Annotated in this window: 21 protein-coding genes and 2 tRNA genes; 3 read left to right on the forward strand and 20 right to left on the reverse strand. The window is 42.3% G+C overall.

The genetic code is table 11. The features are described 5' to 3' along the window. Positions 1–277: 277 nt before the first annotated feature. Positions 278–3,316, forward strand: a complete 3,039-nt coding sequence (locus tag AN213_RS07410) for a TonB-dependent receptor (RefSeq protein WP_055022031.1) — start codon at positions 278–280, stop codon at positions 3,314–3,316. A gap of 64 nt (positions 3,317–3,380) precedes the next feature. On the opposite strand, the gene AN213_RS07415 is transcribed toward AN213_RS07410, so the two are convergent. The 19 genes from AN213_RS07415 to xerD form a co-directional block, all read right to left on the reverse strand. Beyond that, a complete protein-coding gene (locus AN213_RS07415) occupies positions 3,381–3,809 on the reverse strand; it encodes an energy transducer TonB (protein WP_055022032.1) in 429 nt (142 codons plus the stop codon). Positions 3,810–3,943: 134 nt separating this feature from the next. Next, the gene (locus AN213_RS07420; RefSeq protein ID WP_055022033.1) at positions 3,944–5,122 is read right to left on the reverse strand and encodes an exo-beta-N-acetylmuramidase NamZ domain-containing protein; all 1,179 of its coding nucleotides are present in this window, start codon (positions 5,120–5,122) and stop codon (positions 3,944–3,946) included. Continuing rightward, on the reverse strand, positions 5,122–6,084 hold the full coding sequence (murQ, locus tag AN213_RS07425) for an N-acetylmuramic acid 6-phosphate etherase (RefSeq protein WP_375185674.1): 963 nt from the start codon (positions 6,082–6,084) through the stop codon (positions 5,122–5,124). The genes AN213_RS07420 and murQ overlap by 1 nt, the downstream gene beginning before the upstream one ends. Beyond that, on the reverse strand, positions 6,047–6,958 hold the full coding sequence (locus AN213_RS07430) for a BadF/BadG/BcrA/BcrD ATPase family protein (protein WP_055022034.1): 912 nt from the start codon (positions 6,956–6,958) through the stop codon (positions 6,047–6,049). The genes murQ and AN213_RS07430 overlap by 38 nt, the downstream gene beginning before the upstream one ends. Then, positions 6,959–8,527: a sodium:solute symporter gene (locus AN213_RS07435; RefSeq protein WP_055022035.1), complete on the reverse strand. Its 1,569-nt coding sequence runs from the start codon at positions 8,525–8,527 to the stop codon at positions 6,959–6,961. 80 nt (positions 8,528–8,607) lie between these two features. Beyond that, positions 8,608–9,357, reverse strand: coding sequence for a L,D-transpeptidase (locus AN213_RS07440; protein WP_082423010.1), 750 nt, complete (start codon positions 9,355–9,357; stop codon positions 8,608–8,610). After that, the gene (locus AN213_RS07445) at positions 9,354–10,466 is read right to left on the reverse strand and encodes a dipeptide epimerase (RefSeq protein WP_055022037.1); all 1,113 of its coding nucleotides are present in this window, start codon (positions 10,464–10,466) and stop codon (positions 9,354–9,356) included. The genes AN213_RS07440 and AN213_RS07445 overlap by 4 nt, the downstream gene beginning before the upstream one ends. Before the next feature lie 8 nt (positions 10,467–10,474). Then, positions 10,475–11,851 (reverse strand): SH3 domain-containing protein, encoded by a 1,377-nt coding sequence (locus AN213_RS07450; RefSeq protein WP_055022038.1) that lies wholly within the window; start codon positions 11,849–11,851, stop codon positions 10,475–10,477. 28 nt (positions 11,852–11,879) lie between these two features. Next, the gene (locus tag AN213_RS07455) at positions 11,880–13,121 is read right to left on the reverse strand and encodes a hypothetical protein (RefSeq protein ID WP_150114705.1); all 1,242 of its coding nucleotides are present in this window, start codon (positions 13,119–13,121) and stop codon (positions 11,880–11,882) included. 217 nt (positions 13,122–13,338) lie between these two features. Next, a complete protein-coding gene (locus AN213_RS07460; protein WP_055022040.1) occupies positions 13,339–14,211 on the reverse strand; it encodes a hypothetical protein in 873 nt (290 codons plus the stop codon). Next, complete coding sequence (locus tag AN213_RS07465; protein WP_055198146.1) at positions 14,195–15,631, reverse strand: alpha/beta fold hydrolase; 1,437 nt, start codon at positions 15,629–15,631, stop codon at positions 14,195–14,197. The genes AN213_RS07460 and AN213_RS07465 overlap by 17 nt, the downstream gene beginning before the upstream one ends. Before the next feature lie 827 nt (positions 15,632–16,458). Then, a tRNA-Arg gene (locus AN213_RS07470) sits at positions 16,459–16,535 on the reverse strand. Positions 16,536–16,573: 38 nt separating this feature from the next. Further along, positions 16,574–16,658, reverse strand: a tRNA-Ser gene (locus tag AN213_RS07475). Positions 16,659–16,770: 112 nt separating this feature from the next. After that, positions 16,771–16,968: a hypothetical protein gene (locus AN213_RS07480; protein WP_054560810.1), complete on the reverse strand. Its 198-nt coding sequence runs from the start codon at positions 16,966–16,968 to the stop codon at positions 16,771–16,773. Positions 16,969–17,220: 252 nt separating this feature from the next. Continuing rightward, positions 17,221–18,756, reverse strand: a complete 1,536-nt coding sequence (lysS, locus tag AN213_RS07485) for a lysine--tRNA ligase (protein ID WP_054560811.1) — start codon at positions 18,754–18,756, stop codon at positions 17,221–17,223. A 26-nt stretch (positions 18,757–18,782) separates the two neighbouring features. Next, a protein-coding gene (prfB, locus tag AN213_RS07490) for a peptide chain release factor 2 (RefSeq protein ID WP_105181232.1) occupies positions 18,783–19,881 on the reverse strand; the annotation gives its coding sequence in 2 pieces (ribosomal slippage) (positions 18,783–19,805 and positions 19,807–19,881; 1,098 coding nt in all). A gap of 143 nt (positions 19,882–20,024) precedes the next feature. Beyond that, a complete protein-coding gene (recJ, locus tag AN213_RS07495; RefSeq protein ID WP_055198148.1) occupies positions 20,025–21,746 on the reverse strand; it encodes a single-stranded-DNA-specific exonuclease RecJ in 1,722 nt (573 codons plus the stop codon). 77 nt (positions 21,747–21,823) lie between these two features. Beyond that, positions 21,824–22,558: a bifunctional protein-disulfide isomerase/oxidoreductase DsbC gene (dsbC, locus tag AN213_RS07500; protein ID WP_054560813.1), complete on the reverse strand. Its 735-nt coding sequence runs from the start codon at positions 22,556–22,558 to the stop codon at positions 21,824–21,826. A 59-nt stretch (positions 22,559–22,617) separates the two neighbouring features. Then, a complete protein-coding gene (gene xerD / locus AN213_RS07505) occupies positions 22,618–23,505 on the reverse strand; it encodes a site-specific tyrosine recombinase XerD (protein WP_408002930.1) in 888 nt (295 codons plus the stop codon). A 128-nt stretch (positions 23,506–23,633) separates the two neighbouring features. On the opposite strand from xerD, the gene fldB reads away from it, so the two are divergent. Further along, entirely contained in the window at positions 23,634–24,155 is a 522-nt protein-coding gene (fldB, locus tag AN213_RS07510; RefSeq protein ID WP_054560815.1) for a flavodoxin FldB, read from the forward strand. 43 nt (positions 24,156–24,198) lie between these two features. On the opposite strand, the gene AN213_RS07515 is transcribed toward fldB, so the two are convergent. Beyond that, positions 24,199–24,627, reverse strand: a complete 429-nt coding sequence (locus AN213_RS07515) for a DUF2147 domain-containing protein (protein ID WP_055020966.1) — start codon at positions 24,625–24,627, stop codon at positions 24,199–24,201. Between the two features lie 104 nt (positions 24,628–24,731). On the opposite strand from AN213_RS07515, the gene AN213_RS07520 reads away from it, so the two are divergent. Then, the gene (locus AN213_RS07520) at positions 24,732–25,166 is read left to right on the forward strand and encodes a hypothetical protein (RefSeq protein WP_054560817.1); all 435 of its coding nucleotides are present in this window, start codon (positions 24,732–24,734) and stop codon (positions 25,164–25,166) included. Positions 25,167–25,210 lie beyond the last annotated feature (44 nt).

The following is a 25,210-nucleotide window of genomic DNA, read 5'->3' on the forward strand; positions in this document are numbered from 1 at the left end:
TACCAAACAATTGCGATAAGCGACTGACTTTAAAGTCATAATTTCTTACAAAATTGTAGTAAGAATAAATTAGCACTCCGTTAAAGCAAGTCATTACTGATCTTTACCTAAAATCGGTTATATATTTTATTCCTAAAAACTAACCTTTAAATGAAAAAATATTCTTGACCAACTTAAATAACACCTGTTTAATATATGGGCAACATAATTTTAAAGTTCATAAGTCTCAATTGGGTAAGTAGTCCAGCAAAGCATATAAATATAAGGACGGGAAACAATGAAACAACATGCATCCACACTCGCAATGAGCTATATAGCAAAAGCGACTAGCAATGCACTTCGCGCAAAGAAAACAGCCTTTACAGGTGTTGTTATGGCCGCGGCACTCGCCAGCGCGCCAGCCTTTGCAAATCTAACCGGGGGGATCAAAGGTAAGGTATCATCACCAGAAGCACAGCAGTCACTGGCAGGGATCACTGTTACAGCAAAAAGTAATGTGATGCCAAAACCACGTACTGTTGTTACGCGAGAAGACGGCAGCTACGACTTACCACAATTAAAACCAGGTACTTATGAACTGACTTTCACCGATAAAAACGGTGTAACTCAAACTATGACTGTAGATGTTTTACTTGAACAAACTTCGAGCCTAAACGTCACTATGGGTGGTGCTAACGAAAACGTTGAAGTCATCACGGTTACCGGCAGTAAATTATTCCGCCAAGGTAAGTCTGCACTGACTAACTCACTTGGTGAAGAAGCAATCAATAGCGTACCAGTTGGTCAAGATTACCGTGACCTATTAAAACTTGTACCAGGTGTTGAGCTTTCGGCAAATACAGTCTTAGGTCCATCTGCAGGTGGTTCAGGGGTTGATAACTCCTACGGCTTTGATGGTGTAAATGTTTCAATGCCAATGTTTGGTAACTTAGCATCAGAGCCATCAACCCATGACGTTGCTTACGTAACTATGGACCGCGGTGGTGCAAAAGCGGTAGGTTTTAACCGCTCAGGCGGCTTCTCAATCAACACAGTATCAAAATCGGGTACTGACGAGTTCCACGGTAATGTTGAATACAAGGTACAACCTAAAAGCTTTGTTGCAACACCTGTGGGCGAAGAAAGCTATGAGCTTGATAAAAGCTGGTTAACAGCAAGCTTAGGCGGTCCGCTTATTGAAGATACCTTATATTTCTATACCTCTTATTATCGCCCAGAAGAAACTAAAGCGAACAAAGCTACCGCTTACGGTGATGTGAAGGACTATGAAAGTATCCGCGATGAATACTTTGGTAAATTAACCTGGGCACCTACAGACGATATTTTAATTAATATTTCACAGCGTACATCTGACAAAGAAGTTAAAGGTGATTCAATTGGCGCTTACGAAACTGACAGTGTATCTGTAGGTAGTAAAGCTGACCAAGATATCTTTACTTTAGATGGCTCTTGGATTTTAGGCTCTGCAACTACTCTATCATTTCAATACAGTAAATTTGAATTGGAAACAGGCTCGAAACCAGATACTGAGTTAAGCGTTATTCCATCATTATCTAGCCAAGTAGATATCAATAACCTTACTCAAATGGGTTATTTTTCTGTTCCAAACCTAAGAGAATATGATTCTGAAGGTGCTTTCACAGAAGAGCAAATAGCTTCTTATAATGCGGGAGCTACAGCATTAATCAATGCTTATGGTTACTTAGAAGATGGTGTAATGAAAGGTGAAGGTGGTGTTGGTGCTTACGCCCAATATGATAACCAAAACTTTTACAGAGACTCTTTTGAAATTAATTTAGAGCATGAGTTTAACTGGGGTGACACTTACCACACACTACACTTAGGCGCAAAATGGGAAGAAGGTGAAGAGCAGATTACTCGTTTATCAAATGGTTGGGGGCGCATCTCTTACCTAGGCGGTTTAGTCGATCCTGATGCAGACACTGAAGGTTTTGACCCTGCCGACGCTATATATAGAGCACATGTACAGCAAATGAGTCTAGCAACTGATGGGAGCACAGTCTCTGGTATCAATTCAGAAATGCGTAGCCTCAATTTCGAAATAAACGATACTATTGAACATGGTGATTGGACTTATAATATCGGTCTACTTGTGAGCCAAGATACTTGGTACGGACAAGGCTTAAAAGAAAAATCAGGAACAATATCAGGTTATGAGCTAGCTCCAGGCCATAAGTATGAAATGTATAAAACAGATTGGTCTGATATGCTTCAACCGCGTTTAGGTGCAACTTGGACCTATTCTGAGGAAGACTCAGTATTTGCGAATTTTGCTATTTATAACCCTGAAGCAAGCTCATTAGCGCGTGCAGCATCTTGGGATCGAAACACACGTTCGGAAATTGAGTTACTGCTTGATGATTCGGGTAATATTCTTTCAGCATCGCCTCGACGCGGTTCTTCAGGTAAAGCATTCCAAGAAGGAATGAAACCTCGTCGTATCAATGAGTTCACACTTGGTACCACTAAATATGTGGGTTCTGACTTAGTGCTACGTGCTCACGTACGTCACCGTAAAGGTATGCACTTTTGGGAAGATATGCCAAACACAGCACGTTTAACTGACTACTCTGGCGTTGATGCTGATGGTGTACCACAACACATAGCAGATAAAGGTTTATATGTAGATAACCTAGCCGAAATCCGCGATGAAATTGGCGGTTCATCTTATGTTATTGCTGAAGTAGATGGTGGCGAGACTAAATATTGGGAAGCTAGCATCGAAGCTGAGTACCTAGGTGAAAATAGCTACATCAATGCTTCTTATGTTTGGAGCCATTACTACGGTAACTTCGACCAAGACAATACCACAACAAGTAATGATGCTAATAACTTTATTGGCTCATCATACTATGGTGATGGTCGCGGTCGTTACTCATGGGATAACCGCTACGGAACACTATCTGGAGATAAACCGCATAAAGTCAAAGTGTATGGTTACTACACTGTGCCATGGGAAGCAAACATTGGTGCTTACTTTGTATTCCAATCTGGTCAGGCTTGGGAAGCATGGGATGGTACACAATACGGATACGCTTCAAGTCATGTGAGTCGCTATGCAGAACCTGCTGGTTCTCGAAGAACAGCAAGCCACTGGCAACTTGACTTAAACTATACCCAAGACTTTAAGTTCTCAGGTGATATGGAATTACAATTCCGCGCAGATTTATTTAATGTCTTCAATAGACAAACAGGGTTCAACAAAAACCCGTACGCTCAGTATGACAACTTTGGTGAATCACGCAGTTACTATAACCCTCGTAGTTTACAGCTTTCAGTTAACTTCAAGTTCTAAGTTTATCAATCCTGTTGGGGGCCGCTATAGCGGCCCTTTTTTATGCCTTAAAAACAGTAAAAACTTAAATTGTACAAAATGCTTTTGCGGCATCCATATTACTCGCTTCTTTCATAAAGTAGTCGAGTTGCACAGTTCGAATAATCGCTCTCGATTCGCTGTTGCTTTCCCTTGCCTGCCAGTGCCAAGTTTTAAGCGACTTTCGCGACACATCGACAAATAGCCCTTCAGGGAAGCTCTCTACAAAACGGATATCGGTGGTATTACCTTGTTTATCAATAGTAATAATAAAGCGCGCACAGCCCGTCTGTTTGGCAATTTCTGCTGCTTTAGGGTAACTGGGCTTTGTTGCGTGTTTAAGCATCCACAACTGCTCTGCTGCGTTTTTATCATCCCGAAGGTCAAGTACATCGGTTGAGTTACTTGTTGTACTGTTTGGGAGTTGTGAGCAGCCAGCAAGTAATGTAAATGCAGCAATTAAATGAACTTTCATGGTATATCCTTACAAATCAAGTTCATGAATATAACATAGCTTTTTATAGGCATAAAAAAACGAGGCAAGCGCCTCGTTCTTATTTATCTAGTTATCTAGTTATCTAGTTATCTAGTTATCTAGTTATCTAGTTATTATTGATAAAGCAAATACGGGGAGCGCTTGCGTTTATAAGCACTTAAATCGGCTTGCCAGCTTTGCTTTATTTGTTGCTCTGTTTGGCCTTCTTCAATGGCTAAACGCAATTTATCAGTCCCTGCAAGTTTATCCATAAAATCAGCACGTTCAAAAAACGTATGATCATTCGCATTTAGCTTTTGATAAGCCGAAATAAACAAGCTTAAATCTAGGCCGTGAATATCAGCATCTCGTAAGTCTTGACCAAATACTTCGACCCCTTTGAATTTAGGGTGCATTGAAGCGCCTTTAATCGCCCTTGGCGTAAAGCTAAATTCGCCGAGTTTAACTGGCGAGTAACCAACAACTTGAAACGGAAAATCAGTGCCCCGGCCAATAGTCACAGGCGTAGCTTCAAAGAAACACAATGATGGATACAGCGCAATTGATTGGGCATTTGGTAAGTTAGGACTTGGCTTTATTGGTAGCTCATAAGCCATAGTGCGGTCATAATTCTCAACAGGCACGACACTTAGCTCAAGCTTATCAGCGTCATTTATCCAACCTTCGCCTTTGATCATCTGAGCAAGCTCAGCCACTGTCATACCGTGTAAAACAGGAATTTCGTGCATGCCCACAAATGAGCGAAATTGTGGGTCAAGGATAGGCCCATCTACATAGGCTATATTCGGGTTAGGTCTATCGAGTACTACAACCTCTTTACCATTTTCAGCGGCGGCTTCCATCACATAGTGCATTGAACTGATATAAGTGTAAAAACGCACACCGACATCTTGAATATCAAAAATAATGACGTCTAGATCTGCAAGCATCTCAGGGCTTGGCTTTTTATTACTGCCATATATCGACACAACATCAATGCCGGTTTTAGCATCTACTGTGCTTTTAACGTGAGCACCGGCGTCATGGTCGCCGCGAAAGCCATGCTCTGGGGCAAATATTTTGCTAACGACAACGCCTTTCTCAAGTAATGCATCAACCAAATGTTGACCATTCACAACTGATGTTTGATTAACTACCAAGCCAACACTTTTCCCTGTTAATGCAGGTAAATAAGCTTGAAAATTGGCCGCGCCCACCTGTAAAGGCTGTGCATTTTTAGGCGCTTGTGCAGGTGTTTCTTGGCAACCTAAAAGCGCAAAACAACTAAGAACTAAAACAGCTAAAAAACGCATTATTCTTCAACCGCCTTACGTAAAAAGCCACCCGCTTTTGACAATAACTGTTTTGCTTCAGGGGCTGGTTTTCCAGTTAACACAATTAAAATTGCTAGTTTGGCACTTTGCTCAGCTTGCTTTAATGCATCCACAGCTTGCTGCTGAGAACACTCTGTTGCTTGCATCACAATACGAATAGCACGAGCGTGCAGTTTTTCGTTACTGGCATTCACATCAACCATCAGGTTTTTATACACCTTGCCTGTGCGGATCATGCTAGCTGTGCTTAGCATATTCAACACCAGCTTCTGTGCCGTGCCCGATTTCATACGTGTAGAGCCAGTTACAGCTTCTGCACCCACCACGGGGCAAATGCCGATTTGTGGTAAACGCATCACCGCTGAATCAGGATTGCAAGTGACACCCACAGTGACACAACCAAGTGATTTAGCGTATTCAATTGCCGAGCAAACATAAGGAGTTCGACCGCTGGCGGCAATGCCAACCACGACATCTTTACTGGTTAAATTAGCATTTTTTAAGTCTTCAATAGCAAACGTGGTGCTATCTTCAGCGCCTTCTACGGCTTTTTTAACCGCGGTGTCACCACCAGCAATAATACCGAGCACTTGCTGATCGCTTACGCTATAAGTAGGTGCACATTCAACCGCATCCAAAATACCCAAACGACCACTGGTGCCAGCACCAATGTATATTAACCTGCCACCTTGTTGAAATGCTTCAACGACATGATCGACAGCTTCACTAATTTGTGGGATCACAAGTTTCACGGCACCCGCTACTTTGTGATCTTCATTATTGATTTTAGTGAGGATCTCAGTGGAGCTGAGCAGATCGATATCCAAAGTGTCAGGGTTTTGTCCTTCAGAGACAATACCGTTTAACTCTTCGAGTAACTCACGTTGTTGCTTAAAGACGTGCTCAGGGCTCATTGGGTTGTCCTTTTTCAATAATGTCATGGTAATGCTTTACCGCTAAAATGGCGGCACCAGTTAATGAATCTCCCTTACAAGGAGATAATTCGTTTTGTAAGGCAAGTGGCAATAACGGTTGGCTAACTTTCGCCAAACCACCAATTAAAATCACCGGTAACGGCGAGTTACCTCGGCTTTTATTTATTAACCTAACCACCGATTGGGTGTGCTCTGTTAATACCGCTTTTGCCGCCTCACAGTCGTTTTGTAAGCTAAACACCAACGGGCTAAATGCTGCATAATCCGCGGGTTTTGCTTGTTTAAGCCAACGACTAATTGTTTGACGAGTGCATCCTAGCTGCTCACTCAAACGAATCGTTAATCGGCTTTTTGGTAAATCGTAAATATCTATATCGTTTAATAATTGCTGCACAGCCATCAGGCCGATACGCGCACCACCGCCAAAATCATCAACGGTAAAACCCCAGCCACTCACCAGCTTAGTTTGCTTTTGAGCGTTTAATCTTGCGCCGACGGCACCGGTGCCAAGTGCAATAACCACACATGGTTCACCAAGATTAGCACCATATAATGACGTAATTGCATCACTGGTAATTTGCAAACTGGCAAATTCTATTTCGTAAATCAGCTTGAGCATCACTGTTAATTGCTCAGCGAGGCTCTGCGATGAGCCACCAGCAACACCCATAACGGTGACGATTTCACTAGGCTCAGCGCCACTTTGCTGGCAAACATCACGGGTTACTTTAACAATGTTTTCTAACGCTAAATCAAGATCATTCGAAATTGATGCCGAACCCGCTTGGGCACGAAAAGTAGCGCCACTTACCTGCTCTTTTAGCTCTGCTAACACTTTGGTGCCACCACCATCGATGGCTAAAACATAGCGTACAGCCATTTACGCACTCTTCTCGTCTGCCGCTTTACCAAGGCAACACACCAATGTTGCGAGCAATGTACCTATGCATAGCTGCCAAGTAAATCCTAAGTAAAAGCGCATTGATTCGGGTAGTAACCAGTCAATCATGTACGGCTGCATTAGTAAGGTCACCATAAAGCCCGCTATTAGCGCTGCTAACACTGAGCCTTCACTGCCTCGTTTGGTAAACAAGGTAGTAAAATACACACCTAGCAAACCGCTGTACGAAAATACCATTACACTTAGCGCAAATTTTAATAATGGCATATCACTGTATTGCTGCCAGAAATAACAAAGAATAGCCATCAGCGCTAAGGCAAGGCTCACTAGTGCCATACCCACACGACCCGCTTTTACAAAGTGATGATCGCTTACTTGCTTGTTATGTTTTTCTAAATACGGGCGATAGATATCTTGTACGATGACTGAAGACATCGAACTAAGCCCAGAGTTCAAAGTAGAAATAGCAGCTGCAATAATACCCACGCTGACTAAACCTTTAACCCCGGCTGGTACTTCGTTTAATACGTAGTACATAAAGATAGTGATTTTTTCGCCGTTAAATTCTTGTACGACCGTTTGCCCAGCTTCGTTATTCATTAGTGCAGGTTGCTGATAAACAATATAAAGCAGCAAACCAATAAAGATAAAAATAGCCATAACTGGGATCACCATCACTACCGATAGTAATAACGCTTTACTGCCTTCTTTTGGACTTTTACAGGTTAATAAGCGCTGCGTCATATCTTGGTCTAAACCAAATGCGGCGATATTTAACAGCACAAACCCCGTTAACACAGAGGCCATGTTAAAGACCCCTGACGGGCCAAAATCTAAATCAAATTTAAACAGCGCGAGTTTTGAGTCTGCACCAGGACTTGGCTCACTCAAAGTTGCAATTATGGTTGAGAAATCAGCCGGAATAACACTCAGCAAGCACCAGATAACCGCAATAGCCGCACTGACATAAACGATACTTTGCAGTACATCAGAATAAATAACGCTGCGAATGCCACCCAAAAAGGTATAAAGCAGACCTGCAAGCGCCAGTACTAAAGTTGCGATAACCACACTGTCGGCATCGATATTGCCATATAGAATCATCGCCACAGCAATAGCGGCCATATACAAACGGGCGCCACTGGCAAACACACGGCCAAATAAATACATCATGCCGCTACGGCGCTTGGCCTTTGGCCCGATACGTTTTTCAAGCAGTTCGTAAACGGTATACACTTTTTGCTGGTAAAACTTTGGAATTAAAAACGCCGATACAATAAATGCCGCAATAAACGCACCGATATTGGTCGCAATATATGAAAAATCACCTTGATAGCCTTGATCTGGTCCACCAATAAACGTTGCCGCTGATTGCGAAGTGGCTAAAACAGAAATAGCCACCATCCAAGTTGGCATGCTATTTCCGCCTAGAAAAAAATCTTGGCTTGAGTTAGCGCGTTTGCGATTAAACCACCAGCCACTTAACAATAAAATTGCACCGTAACTTGCGAATACTAGCCAATCGAGAAAAGCGTAATTTGCACTCATTTATTATCCTAACCCAAACCTCAATGGAATATATTATTCCACCATTATGACAAAATTAAAATACTTTTATTTTATTATTTTTATTTAGCTAAGTTAGGTAATTGCCACTGACTTTGCTTTTGTTGATATTGCGCTTTGGTCAAGCTGACTAATAACGGTTTTTTACGCTCATCTAACCAAGCAAGTAACGCATCCATATCGCTTTCTGTCATTGCTGTACAACCTGCTGTTGGCTTACTTGGTGCCCGCCATAAATGCATAAAGATACAACTGCCCGCACCATTGATATTGCTTGGGTTATGCTTAACAACAATGCCTTTTTTATAAAGGTTATCTTGACTGTAAATATCACGACGCATCCATTCTGAAGAGTCTTTTACGGCGTCTTCACCTACTTGTGCTTTATCAACCAACTGGTTGTAAAACGGTGAGCCTTTCACATCAATACAATAATCATTTGCTGTCATTGCTTGATAACTGAGGTTCGTTTGTAATGAATCTAAATAACCAAAAGCAGTACCAAGCTCAAAAATACCCGCAGGTGCTTTACCATCGCCTTCTTGTTTTTGCTGACCTGGCTGTGCAGGATGCAGCCCCACTCCCCATGCAAGGCCAGTACGACCTAGTACCACCGCGTGTTGCTGACCTTGTTGTTGCCAGCTGCCAGCGGTTTTTTCAAAGCGATACAAGGTGGCATCAATGGCATCACTATCATTGGCCACCACCACCACGAGCTGTTGATGACTGTTATCAATAACAGGTTTAGGTAACTCTTTGCTGGCACAAGCCGATAAACTCATAACTGCAATAAAACTGACTAATTTTTTCATGCTGGCCATACTCCGTTTGTAATTGGTTCAAGCCCCGTTATTGATTCAATGCCAAGACCCGGGGCATCCGATAAGCGTATTTGTGGACCGCTAAATTCAACGCCCCCTTGCACTGGGTCATACTGACCAAGGGCTGGGCCATCTAAATCGATTTTACTGATTTTCTTCGCTTTGGCAGAGGCTAAATGTGCAGCACCAGCTACGGCAATACTGCCCTCTAGCATACAACCAATCATACACTCTGCTTGGTATTGGGCTGTGATATTAGCAATCTCAATTGCTCGGCTTAAGCCGCCCGTTTTCATTAATTTAATATTGATAATATCAACTGCGCCAAGCTCTAAAAGTTGGATCACTTGCTTCGGTGAAAAGGCGCTTTCATCGGCCATAATCGGGGTATTCACTCGCTCAGTAATATATTTGAGCCCTTGAATATCACTGCTTTTTACTGGCTGCTCAACCAACTCTAATACCACGCCTGCTTGCTCAAGTTGCTGTAGTGCAAACACAGTTTGCTTGGCATTCCAGCCTTGGTTTACATCTAAACGCAGCTGCGTTTTAGCGGCAAAGCCTGCATGGATTGCTTTTACACGTTCAATATCTTGATTAAGGTTATTGCCGATTTTTATTTTTAATACATCAAAGCCTTGCTCAACCGCTCGCTGACAGTCACTAAGCATTTTATCTATGTTATCGACGCTAATGGTGATATCGGTTTTTAGCGCTGACTTACCACCGCCAAGTAACTTATATAAAGGCGCTTGATAGAGCTTGCCCCATAAGTCGTAAACCGCTAACTCCAAAGCCGCTTTTGCACTACTGTTACCAACCACCGTAGATTGAATAATGTGGGTAAGCTGATTAATGTTTTCGATTTCTTGCCCCACTAATTTAGGGGCAATAAACTGCTGAATGACCGCGATCATTCCTTGATGGGTATCGCCTGTAATAACCGGTGTTGAAGCCGCAGAGCCATAGCCAATTTGGCCACATTCGGTGTCGATTAAAACCACTAAATCCTCAATAAAACTCACTTCTCTCAGTGCTGTTTTAAATGGGGTAACTAATGGCACTTTGAGCTTTGCAAAGCGAACAGCTTTAATTTTCATAATGGCCTCTAGCGAATACGCTTAATGTTATAAACACGATCTAAGTAGCTGGTTTCTTGAGATAATCTAAGTGGCAATAATGGTGTGACCGACACCCCATTCAAGGCACTATTATAAAAACTGCCATCGCCTTTGTTATAACCTAAGCCTTTAACGTCATGAATAACATAAGGCTCACCATGATGCTCTCCTAAGTACATCATTACATGACCCGGAATATAAATTAGATCGCCAATCGCCATATTTTTAACCGTCGGTAACTTATCATCTGCCGCAGTATTTTTATCAAAACGACTATTTTTCCCGTATTCACTACTGCCTTGCTGTCCTGAATTACGCGGCATTAGTAGGCCAAAGCTCTTATAAATTTCACCAACAAAGCCAGTACAGTCACGGCCATTGTAATCATGGCCCCAACCATAGCGCTCGCCTAAAAACTTAAAGCCTTGTCTAATCAGATTCTGCTCGTTGTAGTCTAGGTAGCCTAAATTTACATCGGCAGTTTTACTTATCATTGCAGGTTTAATAACAAGTTTGCCTTGCTCATCGCGGGTAGGTAACTGTACAACATGGCTAGCATAGCTGTTTTGGCCGTTGAGCAAATACGGTACTTGCTCACTATCAACTAATGGTAAGCGTACTCCCATATCGAGCTGAACTTCTGAGAGGGTTTCATCGTTTGGCACATAAGCAGTATTGACCTTTGCACCGGTTACCACCAAAAAGTTATCTTGTTCGCGATAAGCTTTTATTTTATCTGCATCAGCAAAGGCAAGATCTTCGGCAGGCGTCCACGCAAGATAGTTGTAAGCACGTACTAACAACCATTTTTTATCTGCGCTTTGATGTAATACAGCAACCGCTTCGCCCGGAAACATACCGCTTTCTTGAAAGCGATCTAAGTCTTGATCAAGGCCGCTATTTAAAACCCGATCCCAAGTTGGAAAAGTACGTAATGCGGTGCGCTTAACGACCACAGCAAAGCGTACCTCATTGTTATCTACGACCTTGTTAAGGTTTAAATTAGCCTGATATTTAGCAAAGTCTTTCGCGGTGAGTTGTCGGCCATCGGTAAAAAAGCGCGGGCTTTTTGGAATTGAACTTGCTGAATGAATGGCGCTTGTTAGCTCGTCTTTAGTGAGCGATTTTTGAAATGAAAGAGGATCAACAATGTATTTATTTTCTTTAATTAATTTCTCGTTGAAGGCCGCAATTTGCGCCTCAGTCATGATCACTTTTGCCGATGCACCTTGTGCTAGCCAGTAGCTGGGCGAAAGCTGTGACTGCGTGACCCCGATAACATCTGATTGCCAACCCTCAGCATGCATAGGTGCACTAAAAGCAACACCTAAAGTAATTGATAAAGCGATAATTGAACGACGCATAGCTGTACCTTAATTCTTATTGAACGCGTTAATCTAATAATTTTGTAAAAGCATGCTGCAACTTTTGCTGCATTTGCTTACCGACTATTGGCAAATTGGCTTCGTCGGCCCCCGAAGTTGACTGCTGTACACTAAACGTAAACTCACGGCCACCTTGGTAATTGCCTAAACACACATGTGCCAACATAACCGTTTCTGTGGTGGAGCGCGTTTCACTTGGCCCCCAGCCAATTTTTTGCCAAACACGCCATTGCCCATTCGTCGCGCTATCGAGCACTTCTTTTGCAGAGCGACTATCATTTGGCGCAATAACATTTGCCAATGCATTTGTAACGATATGACTGATACCTACCATCATACCGCCTACAGGAACATGTTCATCTGTATGACCTGTGCCGTTAAGTAGCACATCAACATCACTTGCTTGTAAAAAAGGCATTTGCGTACTTGGTTCACGCTGATGACTAACCAGACGTTTTAACCATTCCGCTTGAGCAAGTGTGGTCATTGCTTTGTTGCCCGTTAAACCACAACTCTCACAACGATACCCTAAATAGCCAGGATCATCACTGCTTGCTTTGAACCGAGCTATCTTTGCATCAAGCTCATTATTGACAAGGTTATGCCAGTATTCGTCTGATGGCATAAACTGCTCTGAGCCATATGCGCCGTTAAATAACAAACGCTGATCCTCTAGTTTTAGCCAGCCTTCATTAAAAAGCCCACGCAAATATTCGCGCCCTACGACATTGACAAAATAACTGGCTATCGCATTTGAATTACCATCGGCTTTACCAAATGCTTCGTAACTATTAATACTGCTGATCAAATCAGCCAGTGCTGTATCACCGGCAAATGAAGCTGCACCAAGCTGAGGGTGAGTTTGCCTTACTTTTGACAGCGCACCGCTAAACGCTTGAATTTTTGATGAACTCCAAGGTTCATACAACTCATTGTGGCTGCCGTCACTTAAATACCGGTAAGCTAATTGCCCTGCTTGAACTTGATAATCAATTAGGAGTAGCTTGCCCGGTTGCTCTGGGGCTAAAAAATACTGCCAATCGGCCGCAACTCTGTTTTGCCAACCTGTTTGCTGGTAATTAACCTCAGCCGCTGATTTATAGCTTTGCAGCTTAGTTTCACTCTCAAGCGATAAACAACCGGTATTCGTTAAATCGTCTGGCAAAATAGCAGGCGCTAACATCACCTGCTCAAAGTATTGTTGGTCGGTTAATGGGGCTGTTTCTGTGCTAGTTTGACAACCAGCCAAGAGCATCAAGCCGCAACTTATAGCCAGCCTGTTTTGATATGCACCTTTCGCATACATAAAATAAAATTCCCGCTTGTTATTATTTTTGGAATATTTTATTAAATCTAACACAAATTGACCGTGAAGCAAATTAACACGGTTTTATTGCGTAAAGGATTTGAAACAGTGAGGATTTAGGTGAAGTTGAGTGTGAAACTACACTCAACTTCTTAAGAGATTAAAGAACTTGCTCAGTGTATTTTTGTAAGTCAGTGATCAAATCACGATATAGCGTTGAGCTTTTATCCTTAATGCGGTCGAGAAAGAAATCGTCAGCAATATGGGTGATTTTTTGACGCTTCTTTTTATCGCTTAATTTGCTTTGCACAACATCCATCAGTTCGGCTATTTTCTCACGTTCATAGCCGTTTAAAGAGGGATCTGTGCTGATATCTTTTAGCATGATTAATGAGTCTATTGTTGAGCCATTTAGGGTTACCGTTAACGCTTTTGCTAAGCTTGGTAACCAGGGTTTTTCAATCTGCTCACCAATCACATAAAACATGTTTTGTGCTGTCGCTAGGTCACCATCACGTACTGCAACACTGCCAATAATGAGATAAGAAATAAGCTGCTCTTTTGGATAGCTCTGGCTCACTGTCGCAAACAGAGGATCGGTGCGAATGAAGTCAGCTTTTTGTTTAGCCATTTTACGCCAGCCTTTGTTATAAAAAGCCAAAGACTGAGCACTGTATGCTAAATATTTACCCCGCATATCAGTCGCTTTAGCAAGCGCTAAGTCGCTTTCAGCAATTGCAAAATCTTTACTTACACCAAGGCTCAAAATGTAGCTCATCATGGCATGAGTCAGTGTTGGCTCAATTGCACCTATTTGCTCTAACTGTTCTTTTTGCAGTTTGTTATAACCATAAGCAATGGTATCGACACTGGTATTCGACACTCCACTGTACGTTTCATAACTAAAACTATCTTGTAGATCAGCATATTGTTGTTGCTCAGTCTTTGTTGATTTGCAACCACTTAGTAAAGCGACACAAAACAGCGAGCACGCTGCTAATTTAACAAAAGGGATGCTATTTAAAGCGGTCATCAATAATTCCTTTTTCTACTTCTATGGCATCATGTGCCAAACCTTGGTATATCGGGCTATGGATTCTACTTAACGAGAATATAATATTACTGTCATCGACAACGCTTATTGCATGCTCTGATGCATTGATTTGCACACCAGCACCATCAAATCGGCTTTCATTCAGTTTTACACCTTGTTGTGCCGTAATAGTGACATTGGTTAGTTCAACCACAGAACGCTTAATATTTAAAGCGAGTTTAGCCCCTGATAAGCTTACATTTTCTAATCTCACTAAAGAATCTTTAATACGGATAGATTCAGCAACCACATTTTTAAGTAACACATTATTACAGTCTTCAATGATCATATGACGGTAATGGCCTGAAAACTCGCGGCTGTGCTGATCTTCACAATGAAATGTTTCGATTTGTTTATCAGAAACTTCTGCACTGGCTGCTTTTTTAACTTCCCCAGTAAATGCACGATTTAATAAAGCTAAAAACTGGCTGGGCTGTTGCTTCATTGGCACATGGCCCACATCAGGCAAAGTAGCTAAATCACTATTGATTAGCTGGCTGTTCAATACTTTTGCAGTTCGTAATGGAGCTACTGCATCTTCTTCACCCCAAATAATATGTGTTTCTATTTTCAGATTGCTGACAATCTCGCTAAAGTCTTCTTCAACTAAACTCAGCGCTGCATTCATATTTGATGTTTCACCCATTACTAGCTTCCACGCACCATCACTACGCTGCAATAACTCTGTCAGATATGAATCAATCGCACCTTCTTCAATGAGTCCGGTTGTAAAATCATTGAGCTGAGCTAACTTAGTTGAGAGAAATTTAGGTAGCTTAGTATTAGGCTTAGGTACGTTGGAGATAGGCTTTATAAATGCCACTTTATGTAAGATACCCGCTGCGTCGACTAGCACCAGTTTATTGAGTTTCTCCGGGTATTTGCCAGCAAAATACAGGCTGACCGCGCCCCCCATCGAATGACCCACAACCGTGGTTGGTTCAACAATATAGTGATCGACCACTTCCGCCAGTACAGCAGCATAATTGCGAGGAGAGTAACGCCCTTCGGGGCTTTCTGAGTGAGCAAATCCAGGTAAATCAATCGCAATAACATGATAATGCTTAGTGAGTTCAGGAATAACCCCAAACCAATCTTGCATACCTAATACGCCTAAACCATGCACAAGCAGCAAAGGCGGCGACTTTTTATCACCGGCCTCTAAGACCAAAATTGATGAATTAAATACGGACTCTTGGTAAGTACTAAACAACCAATCTGCTTTAATAGGAGATTCAAATTTGAGTGCTTGGATTTGTTGTTGGTTTAATGGTGTTGATTGCGATACAACTGGCTCGCTTTGCGCAGCAAACGAACCAAGCAAAATGCAATAAAAAAAGAATAAATGAAATAGACGCAAGGGATATTGGTTTAATTATTATTATATTAGCGAGATTGTACCCTTTGTCGGTTAAATGTAAATAATGCATGAGCATGAACCTTACATTGAGAAATGCTTATTCTGGGATAGATAGCAAGATGTGAGAGGTGTAGATCATCATTTATGGCGACAGCATCTTGATACGCGTGAAACACGTTTCACGCCTACGGGGTGCACTTTTTATATTTTGAGCTGGGTTTTAATTTGTGGAGTGCAAGCATGATGTTCGCGACTGAAGTCGCTCCTACCCTGTAGGTCGTCATTTATGGCGACAGTATCGTGATACGCGCGAAACACGTTTCACGCCTACGGGGTGCGTTTTTTGTATTTTGAGTTGGGGTTTAATTTGTGGTGTGGAAGCATGATGTTCGCAACTAAAGTCGCTCCTACCTGTAGGTTGTCATCATTTATGGCGACAGCATCGTGATGCGCGCGAAACAAGTTTCACGCCTACGGAGTGCGTTTTTTGTATTTTGAGTTGGGATTTAATTTGTGGAGTGGAAGCATGATGTTCGCGACTGAAGTCGCTGCCCACCCTGTAGGTCGTCATTTATGGCGACAGCATCGTGATACGCGCGAAACAAGTTTCACGCCTACGGGGTGCGTTTTTTGTATTTTGAGTTTGGTTTTAATTTGTGGCGTGGAAGTGAGGTGTTCGCGACTGAAGTCGCTCCTACGAATATTGCGATAATAAACGCGATATAAAATCGCTGCTACAGATTTATATCGTGTTTTCACGCTCCTACGCAAATTGCAGGCACAAAAAAACCGACTTTCGTCGGTTTATGTCACTTTCAAGAAGAAAGTGGCGGACGCGGGAGGATTCGAACCTCCGACCGCCTGGTTCGTAGCCAGGTACTCTATCCAGCTGAGCTACGCGTCCACTCATATTACTTTCAAGACATGCCATTTTAGGAAAAATGGTGGAGAAGGAGGGATTCGAACCCTCGATAGAGCTACAAACCCCTTAGCAGGGGAGCGCCTTCGGCCACTCGGCCACCTCTCCGTCTTGTGGGGCGTATAATAAAGATTTCAGGAAATATGTCAAACACTTTTCAAGGAAAATCGCATAGATGGTTATAGATTGTCCATAACGAGCCAAAAGAGCTTGTTTTTGTTTATCCTTTCGCCGTTTTTTCTTTATCACTCAACGGCTCAAGACCCGTCAATGGGATCAATTCATCAGTTAACTCTGCGAGGTATTGATCTTGATAACCCAACTGTTGAAATTCGGCGATGCAAGCACGATAAAAATCTTCACGTTGAGGCTCGCTTTTGTTCGTATCTGTAGGCAACGGCGAAGGCTTTTTAGTCATTATTATTAAGTCCATTTATACATTGAACGAGAATTGCGCAATGATGTCATATCTTGGCTAAAAATAATACTATTGGCCTTGGGATTTGTAGAAAAATTTTACAACTTAGTAACTTTGTTGGAAGACTAATTCAGTATTTCTTTTTAGATCAGCTAATTACAATTGAGTATTAAAATTGAGAGCAATAAAAATCAGAAATTTCTGATAACAAAAACGCCGCTAAAAAGCGGCGCTTTCAAGACTTTTAGCTGATTAATCAGCTTGAGGACGCATGTGTGGAAATAGGATCACGTCTTTAATTGTTGGTGAGTCAGTAAATAACATCACTAGACGATCGATACCAATACCCTCACCCGCTGTTGGTGGTAAGCCGTATTCTAATGCACGGATATAGTCATCATCGTAGTGCATCGCTTCATCATCACCTGCGTCTTTCTCTTCAACTTGACGAGTAAAGCGCTCTGCTTGGTCTTGTGCATCGTTAAGCTCAGAGAAGCCATTTGCTAATTCACGGCCGCCAACGAAAAATTCGAAGCGGTCAGTTACAAATGGGTTTTCATCGTTACGACGTGCAAGTGGAGATACTTCCCACGGGTAAGCGGTAATGAAAGTCGGTTGAATTAGCTTATGCTCAGCTGTCTCTTCGAAGATTTCACATAGGAATTTACCCGGGCCCCATACACAGTTTTCTGGGATCTTAACGTGTACTTGCTTCGCGTACGCTTTAAGTTCTTCAAAATGGTTTTCAGGGTCATTAAATACCGCAGCATCAAAGTCTGGATTGTACTTAAGGATAGCCTCGCTCATTGTTAAACGAGTAAACGGTTGTCCAAAGTCGTACTCTACTGAATCAACCACTTCACCATTTTCATCTTTCGTTGTGTTTACGACAATTGGTGAACCAAGTACGTCTGTCGCAACAGTACGTAACATGTCTTCAGTAATGTTCATCAGGTCAATGTAGTCAGCGTATGCTTGGTAGAATTCGATCATCGTGAATTCTGGGTTATGACGCGTTGATAAACCTTCGTTACGGAAGTTACGGTTGATTTCAAATACACGCTCAAAGCCACCCACAACTAAACGTTTTAGGTAAAGCTCAGGTGCAATACGTAAGTACATGTCGATATCAAGTGCATTGTGGTGTGTTACGAATGGACGTGCAGACGCACCACCAGGGATCACTTGTAGCATCGGTGTTTCAACTTCCATGAAATCACGATCTGCTAAGAAACGACGGATACCTTCAACAACTTTTGAGCGAATACGGAAGGTTTCACGTGTCGCTTCATTAGTAATTAAATCAACATAACGTTGACGATATTTAGTTTCTTGATCAGATAAACCATGGAATTTTTCAGGTAACGGACGTAATGACTTTGTCAGTAACTCGTACTCTGTCATTTCTACGTATAGGTCACCTTTACCTGACTTATTAAGTGCGCCTTTAACACCGATGATGTCACCGATATCAAGTTGACCATATTTTGCTTTTAATTCTTTTTGTACGTCTTTTGATGCGTACGCTTGAATTTGACCTTTCATGTCTTGTAACGCAAGGAAAGGACCACGTTTTGCAAGAATACGACCTGCAACTGATACAACGTGTTGCTCAGCAACTAATTCTTCTTTCGATTTATCACCAAACTCAGCTTGCAAATCAGCCGTGTAATGTTCACGACGGAATTGGTTTGGATGACCGTTGGCTGGGCAATTTTCGCGGATTGCGTCTAATTTGCCACGACGCTCAGCGATTAACTTATTTTCGTCTTGGATTTGATCAGTCATTTTTTAGCTCTTTTTTAGCTTGGTGGTTATAGGCCAGATTTAAGGCTGGCTTCAATAAATTTATCTAAGTCGCCGTCAAGAACCGCTTGTGTATTACGGTTTTCAACGCCTGTACGTAAGTCTTTAATGCGCGAGTCATCAAGTACGTATGAACGAATTTGACTACCCCAGCCAATATCAGATTTAGCATCTTCTTGGCTTTGTTTCTCAGCATTTTGCTTTTGAATTTCAAGCTCAAACAATTTCGCTTTTAACTGCTTCATTGCTTGGTCTTTATTCTTGTGCTGTGAACGCTCATTTTGGCACTGTACAACAGTGTTAGTTGGTATATGAGTAATACGAACCGCAGATTCTGTTGTATTTACGTGCTGACCACCGGCGCCTGATGCGCGGTAAACGTCAATACGTAAGTCTGCCGGATTAATATCAATTTCGATATTATCGTCGATTTCTGGGTAAACGAATGCCGATGCAAACGAGGTATGACGACGACCACTTGAGTCGAACGGGCTCTTACGCACTAAACGGTGAACACCTGTTTCTGTACGTAACCAACCGTAAGCATATTCGCCAACAAAGCGCACTGTTGCGCCTTTGATACCAGCCACATCACCATCAGTTGCTTCAACCAGTTCAACTTTAAAGCCTTTTGCTTCACCCCAACGTAAATACATACGCAGTAGCATGTTGCACCAGTCTTGGGCTTCGGTACCGCCAGAACCTGATTGTAAATCAAGGTAAGCATCGTTTTGGTCATGATCGCCTGAGAACATACGACGGAACTCTAGCTTTTCAAGCTGTGCGTTTAAATCGCCTAATTCAGCTTCGGCTTCTGCGAAGGTTTCTTCATCTTCTGCTTCAACAGCAAGCTCGACTAAACCTTCAACATCTTCGGTACCTGACACTAGATTATCGATGGTCTCAACGATAGCTTCGAGTGCCGACTTTTCACGGCCAAGTGCTTGAGCTCGCTCTGGCTCATTCCACACTGCTGAATCTTCAAGTTCTGCGTTAACTTCTTCTAACCGCTCTTTCTTAAGAGGGTAGTCAAAGGTACCCCCGAAGCAGTTCAGTACGTTCGCGAATTTCCTTGATTTGATTAATCACAGGATTCACTTCAAACATGTACATTACTCCAAAATGGCTGATTTACCGCGCACCGATATCGACAATAAATACGGTAAATTATCTACAAATATTAAAAACGCCCGATTTTAACAAAAAACCGAGCGTTTTATTAGCCTTTTATGTCGATTATAACGATATTTTTATGTCGCTTTTTGTAGCTCTCGAATAATCAACTGTAACGAGAATTTACCACGGAATTCATTTATATCGAGTTGATAAGCAGCTTTCACATAACGCACTTCGGTATCTGGCCATGCACGCACATCAACACCAAATGCAATACCGTCAACTAATCGTCCTGATTGATGTTTTAAAACCAGTTTTAAGTGTTTTTCACCGACAATGCGCTGCTGTATTACCTCAAACACATGCTCAAACACTGGCTCTGGAAATTGCTGTCCCCAGGGGCCGGCATTTTTTAGTAAGTTGGCAAACTCCATCGAAAAGCACTCATTAGGTAATTCACCGTCGGTAAGTAAAATACTTTGCTTATGCTCTTCAGTGAGTGTGTCTGTCACCATTTGCTCAAACACGGATTTAAACTCAGTAAAACTTTGCTCATTGATACTCAGCCCGGCCGCCATAGCATGGCCACCAAATTTACTGATCAAATGCGGATAGAGTGTATTTACTCGCTCGAGTAAATCACGCATATGCAGCCCTTCAATAGAGCGGCAAGAGCCTTTTATTTCGCCGTTATCGCCCGCTGCGAAAATAATCGTCGGGCGGTGATACTTTTCTTTTAAGCGACCAGCCAAAATACCAATCACACCTTGGTGCCAATCAGCTTGGTATAAACAAATGGCATCAGGCACTGACTCAGTTTTAAATGCTAAACGGTCAAGCACCGCCTGAGCTTCAGTTTGCATGCCCTGCTCTATTTCACGGCGCTCGTGATTGAGGCTGTCGAGCTCACCGGCAATTCGACGTGCTTGATTTATATCGCTTGATAACAAACAGGCTATACCTAAACTCATATCATCAAGACGCCCTGCTGCATTTAAGCGTGGTGCCAATGAAAAGCCAAAGTCACTGGCACTTAAACGGGCAGCATTACGATTTGCCACTTCGATTAGGGCACTGATACCTGGGCGTGTTTTACCACTGCGAATACGTGCTAAACCTTGATGCACTAAGGTTCGGTTATTGGCATCAAGAGCGACCACATCGGCAACGGTACCAAGGGCTACAATATCAAGTAACTCAGCCAAATTTGGCATTGGATTATGCTGAAAATACCCTTGTTCACGTAAGTGGCTACGTAAAGCAATAAGCAGATAAAAAGCCACCCCAACGCCCGCTATCGATTTCGATGGAAACTGACAGTCATGGCGATTCGGATTCACGATGGCATCGGCATCTGGCAGGGCTTCACCTTGTAAATGGTGATCAGTTACCAGCACCTTAATTCCTGCTTGCTTTACAATGGCAATGCCATCAATACATGAAATACCGTTATCAACAGTGATCACAAGCTCGGGTTGCATAGTCACTATTTGCTCAGCAAGCGCAGGACTTAAACCATAACCTAGGCTGAATCTGTCAGGTACCAAGTAATCAAGATTCTTTAAGCCAAACATCGCAAGACCTTGCATTAAGGTTGCTGTGCTGGTTGCACCATCGGCATCAAAGTCACCGACGATTAACACGCGACTTTGAGCCGCGAGCGCTTGTTGCAATAGCACCACAGCTTTGTCGATATCTTTAAACAACTTAAAGTCATGTAATGTCGCAGCGCTATTATCGAGTTCGGTGGCACTTTGCACCTGTCGAGTCGCATATATTTGCTTAATTACAGGGTGTAAATGGTGTGGTAGATGCGAATCATCAACATGAGGACGAGCTTGAATTATTTTTTCCATGTCGGAAATGGTACTTCTTTGCTTAATACAAATAAAAAAGGCCTACGACAAATAGGCCTTTTCGTTTAAAAAATCAGTTATGAAGATGTTTTTGGTAAGGCATCAAGCGCTTGGCTAATTTGCGCAGCTGATTGATAACCTGGGATCATGGTGCCATCTTCTAAAATAATTGCTGGAGTACCCGACATACCAAAGCTTTGACCTAGTTGGTAATGCTCAGCAATTGGTGCGTTACAACCAGGCACGTCTGCGACTTCTGCACCCGCTTTTGCTTCTGTTAACGCTTCAGCAGGGTCTTTAGCACACCATACATTCATTAGATCTTGGTAACCTTTACCACGTAAACCACCACGTGGGAAAGCAAGGTATTTAACCGTGATACCCGCATCTAAGAAATCATCAAGTTCACGGTGTAACTTACGGCAGTAACCACAGGTAATATCGGTAAAGACTGTGATTGAATGCTTTTCGTTTTTCGCTTTGTAAACGATCATTGAGTCTTCGTATTCAGCAATGCCTTCTTTACGTACATCGCTCAGTGCATGCTCTGTTAGGTTAACTCGGTTATTAAGGTCAATCAGTGTTCCTTGCATTAGAAATTGACCGTCTGGGCTTGCGTAAAGTACACCCTTATCAGTAATTAGTTCTTTAAGGCCTGCCACTGGGCTTGGGTTAATTTGCTTAACGGTTACGCCTAATTCAGCAAACTTAGCAATAATAGGGGCATCAGCAGCGTCTGTTGTTGATACGCCATTGGCAAACACATTTAAGCTTGTGCCTAGTAGTGCTGTGGCTAAAACTAACTTTTTCATAAATATCCTATATCCTGATCATTTTTCATATAGACCGGTACATCTTTAAAAATCTTGCACTAAGCACGTGGATGATGTTGCTCGTGTACCGACTTCAATCTTTCATTCGCTACATGGGTATAAATTTGTGTTGTTGATAAGTCACTGTGACCTAACATCATTTGCACGACTCTAAGGTCCGCCCCATGATTAAGCAAATGCGTTGCAAACGCGTGTCTGAGCGTATGCGGTGATAACGGCGATTCAACTGATGCCAAAATAGCATAGTGTTTGATGCGATGCCAAAAAGTTTGTCGTGTCATGCCAATCCCGCGCTTAGATGGGAACACAAAGTCAGTGGCATGTTTAATCATTTGCGAACGGCCCACTTTTAAAAACTGCTCAAGCCAATACATTGCTTCTTCGCCTAGGGGAACTAAACGCTCTTTATTACCCTTACCTTTTACAAAGACCACCGCTTGGCGCAAATTAATTTGCTCCATTCTGAGCCCCACCAGCTCTGTAACACGAAGCCCTGTGGCATATAACAGTTCAAGCATTGCTTTATCGCGAAGCCCCATAGGATCTTCTATGTCTGGGGCTGCAAGCAGAGCTTCGACTTCGGCTTCTGACAGCGTTTTTGGTAATGACTGCCCAGCTTTTGGTTGAGCAATATTGACCATCGGCGAATCGGCAATGGCTTTTTCGCGTACAAAATACTGATAAAAACGCTTAAGCGCACTGATGCTTCGCGCTGTGCTGCGCGACTTTAGCCCTAAATCAACACGGTATGCTAAATACGCTTCAATGTCATCAGAACGAACAGCTAGTAGGTCTTTATCTTTTAAAAATTGGCAAAACTTTTCAAGGTCACTGCGATAAGCAGCGAGTGTATTTTCGCTGACCCCCTGCTCAAGATACAGCGTATCTAAAAATAACTCTAAATGTTCGGCGTTATTTGCTGTTATTACACCTTTTTGGGCTTGTGAATTATTATCAGCCACGCGTACTCTCATCCTTATCAAGGTATCAATTGATTATACCTTACGGTAAACTTACGCCTATCATATCAGGCAAATACACAGTGATAAATACGATGCAGATTGGTTTATTTTATGGTTCTACAACCTGCTACACAGAAATAGCGGCAGAGAAAATTCGCGATATTATTGGTCACGACATAGTGAGCCTTCACAATATCAAAGATGAGCCATTAAAAAATGCAGAGCAATTTGATTTCGTGATCTTCGGCATTTCAACTTGGGATTTTGGTGAGTTGCAAGAAGATTGGGAATCAATCTGGGACGACATTAGAGATGTTAACCTAAACGGCAAAACCGTGGCTCTGTTTGGTATGGGCGATCAACAAGGTTATGGTCAGTGGTTCCAAGATGCGCTTGGCATGTTACACGATGAAATTTGTGATCAAAGCATTACCTTGTTAGGCAAATGGCCTAACGATGCAAGTTATGAATTTGAGGCTTCAAAAGCACTCACTGAAGATGGCAAACAATTTGTTGGCTTAGCCCTTGATGAAGACAGTCAATACGAGCTTAGTGATGAACGTATCGCAAGCTGGGTTGAACAAATCATGACTGAGTACAGCGAAAGCTTGTAAGTCATGAATAAAAAAGCCAAGCATCGCTTGGCTTTTTTAATGGTTATTCAACACGTTGCCAATATTGATTACGATAGAAGAATGCAATATATCCGCGTACTTCAAGCACCTTACCTTGTTCTTGTGGGGTCAGTTTAAGGGTATAGGTTTTACCATTGTTTGGGTCTAGAATTTCACCCTCTTGCCAGCTACCATCGCCAGCATCTGTAGCGCCTTCTATAATTTTTAACCCTAAAATAGGCTGATTTTTCTTATCACCTTTACACTCTTCGCAGATTGCGTCTTGCTTGGCTGGGTTAAGGATTTTTTCAACACTACCAACCAATACACCATCTTGCTCACTAATACGTACTAAAGATTTCGCTTCATTCGTTTCTTCGTCAATAGTTTTCCAAAGACCCACAGGCGTCAATGCAGCAAAACTCAACTGAGAAAATAATAAGGCAGATAAAACAATTGATAAACGGAACATAAAAAACTCGTATAAAACTTAAGACTTTGGCACTATATCAGGGCTTAACCAAACACGCCATTTTGCTAAGCTCCGAAATCGACACAACATTGCGAGGGAACACAATGAGTCAATTCACATTAATTACCGGTGACATTGTCAGTTACGACAGTAATCAGGTAGCTACAATTAACGCCACGGGCGAAATAAAAATAAATCGCTTTGCTGAGCCATTATTTATTCCTGATAGCGCTAAAGCCGCCATTGAGCTGGGTCGGCTTGATGATAACTTGTTTAATTTAAAAAAGTTATTACGTTCAGGCTATGCCGACCCTTGCCCTACGACCCGCGTGCTAATTGAAACCACACATCCTTTACCTGAAATCAACGGCCTGCTGATAAAACGCCGCTTTAGCATTATTGACTTTTGCAGTGCCGAAATAGAAAAGTCGCACAGTAAAGCCGTGTTAGACGCCCTATTAGAGCTTGAATATGTGCAACAAATTCAGCTTGATGAAGTAATGCAATTACAGCCACCGGTACAATTTAAAAACCAATAAAGGTACAATAACTTATAAGTATGCTAATCAGCTCCTTCATTTGT

Source organism: Pseudoalteromonas sp. P1-8, assembly GCF_001399985.1.
In the GTDB taxonomy this organism is placed as follows: domain Bacteria; phylum Pseudomonadota; class Gammaproteobacteria; order Enterobacterales; family Alteromonadaceae; genus Pseudoalteromonas.

Excerpts from the sequence above, each read along its gene's own strand:
- AN213_RS07410 (WP_055022031.1), top strand. The coding sequence starts at position 278 with ATGAAACAACATGCATCCACACTCGCAATGAGCTATATAGCAAAAGCG.
- AN213_RS07415 (WP_055022032.1), bottom strand. The coding sequence starts at position 3,809 with ATGAAAGTTCATTTAATTGCTGCATTTACATTACTTGCTGGCTGCTCA.
- AN213_RS07420 (WP_055022033.1), bottom strand. The coding sequence starts at position 5,122 with ATGCGTTTTTTAGCTGTTTTAGTTCTTAGTTGTTTTGCGCTTTTAGGT.
- murQ (WP_375185674.1), bottom strand. The coding sequence starts at position 6,084 with ATGACATTATTGAAAAAGGACAACCCAATGAGCCCTGAGCACGTCTTT.
- AN213_RS07430 (WP_055022034.1), bottom strand. The coding sequence starts at position 6,958 with ATGGCTGTACGCTATGTTTTAGCCATCGATGGTGGTGGCACCAAAGTG.
- AN213_RS07435 (WP_055022035.1), bottom strand. The coding sequence starts at position 8,527 with ATGAGTGCAAATTACGCTTTTCTCGATTGGCTAGTATTCGCAAGTTAC.
- AN213_RS07440 (WP_082423010.1), bottom strand. The coding sequence starts at position 9,357 with ATGAAAAAATTAGTCAGTTTTATTGCAGTTATGAGTTTATCGGCTTGT.
- AN213_RS07445 (WP_055022037.1), bottom strand. The coding sequence starts at position 10,466 with ATGAAAATTAAAGCTGTTCGCTTTGCAAAGCTCAAAGTGCCATTAGTT.
- AN213_RS07450 (WP_055022038.1), bottom strand. The coding sequence starts at position 11,851 with ATGCGTCGTTCAATTATCGCTTTATCAATTACTTTAGGTGTTGCTTTT.
- AN213_RS07460 (WP_055022040.1), bottom strand. The coding sequence starts at position 14,211 with ATGACCGCTTTAAATAGCATCCCTTTTGTTAAATTAGCAGCGTGCTCG.
- AN213_RS07480 (WP_054560810.1), bottom strand. The coding sequence starts at position 16,968 with ATGACTAAAAAGCCTTCGCCGTTGCCTACAGATACGAACAAAAGCGAG.
- lysS (WP_054560811.1), bottom strand. The coding sequence starts at position 18,756 with ATGACTGATCAAATCCAAGACGAAAATAAGTTAATCGCTGAGCGTCGT.
- recJ (WP_055198148.1), bottom strand. The coding sequence starts at position 21,746 with ATGGAAAAAATAATTCAAGCTCGTCCTCATGTTGATGATTCGCATCTA.
- dsbC (WP_054560813.1), bottom strand. The coding sequence starts at position 22,558 with ATGAAAAAGTTAGTTTTAGCCACAGCACTACTAGGCACAAGCTTAAAT.
- fldB (WP_054560815.1), top strand. The coding sequence starts at position 23,634 with ATGCAGATTGGTTTATTTTATGGTTCTACAACCTGCTACACAGAAATA.
- AN213_RS07515 (WP_055020966.1), bottom strand. The coding sequence starts at position 24,627 with ATGTTCCGTTTATCAATTGTTTTATCTGCCTTATTATTTTCTCAGTTG.
- AN213_RS07520 (WP_054560817.1), top strand. The coding sequence starts at position 24,732 with ATGAGTCAATTCACATTAATTACCGGTGACATTGTCAGTTACGACAGT.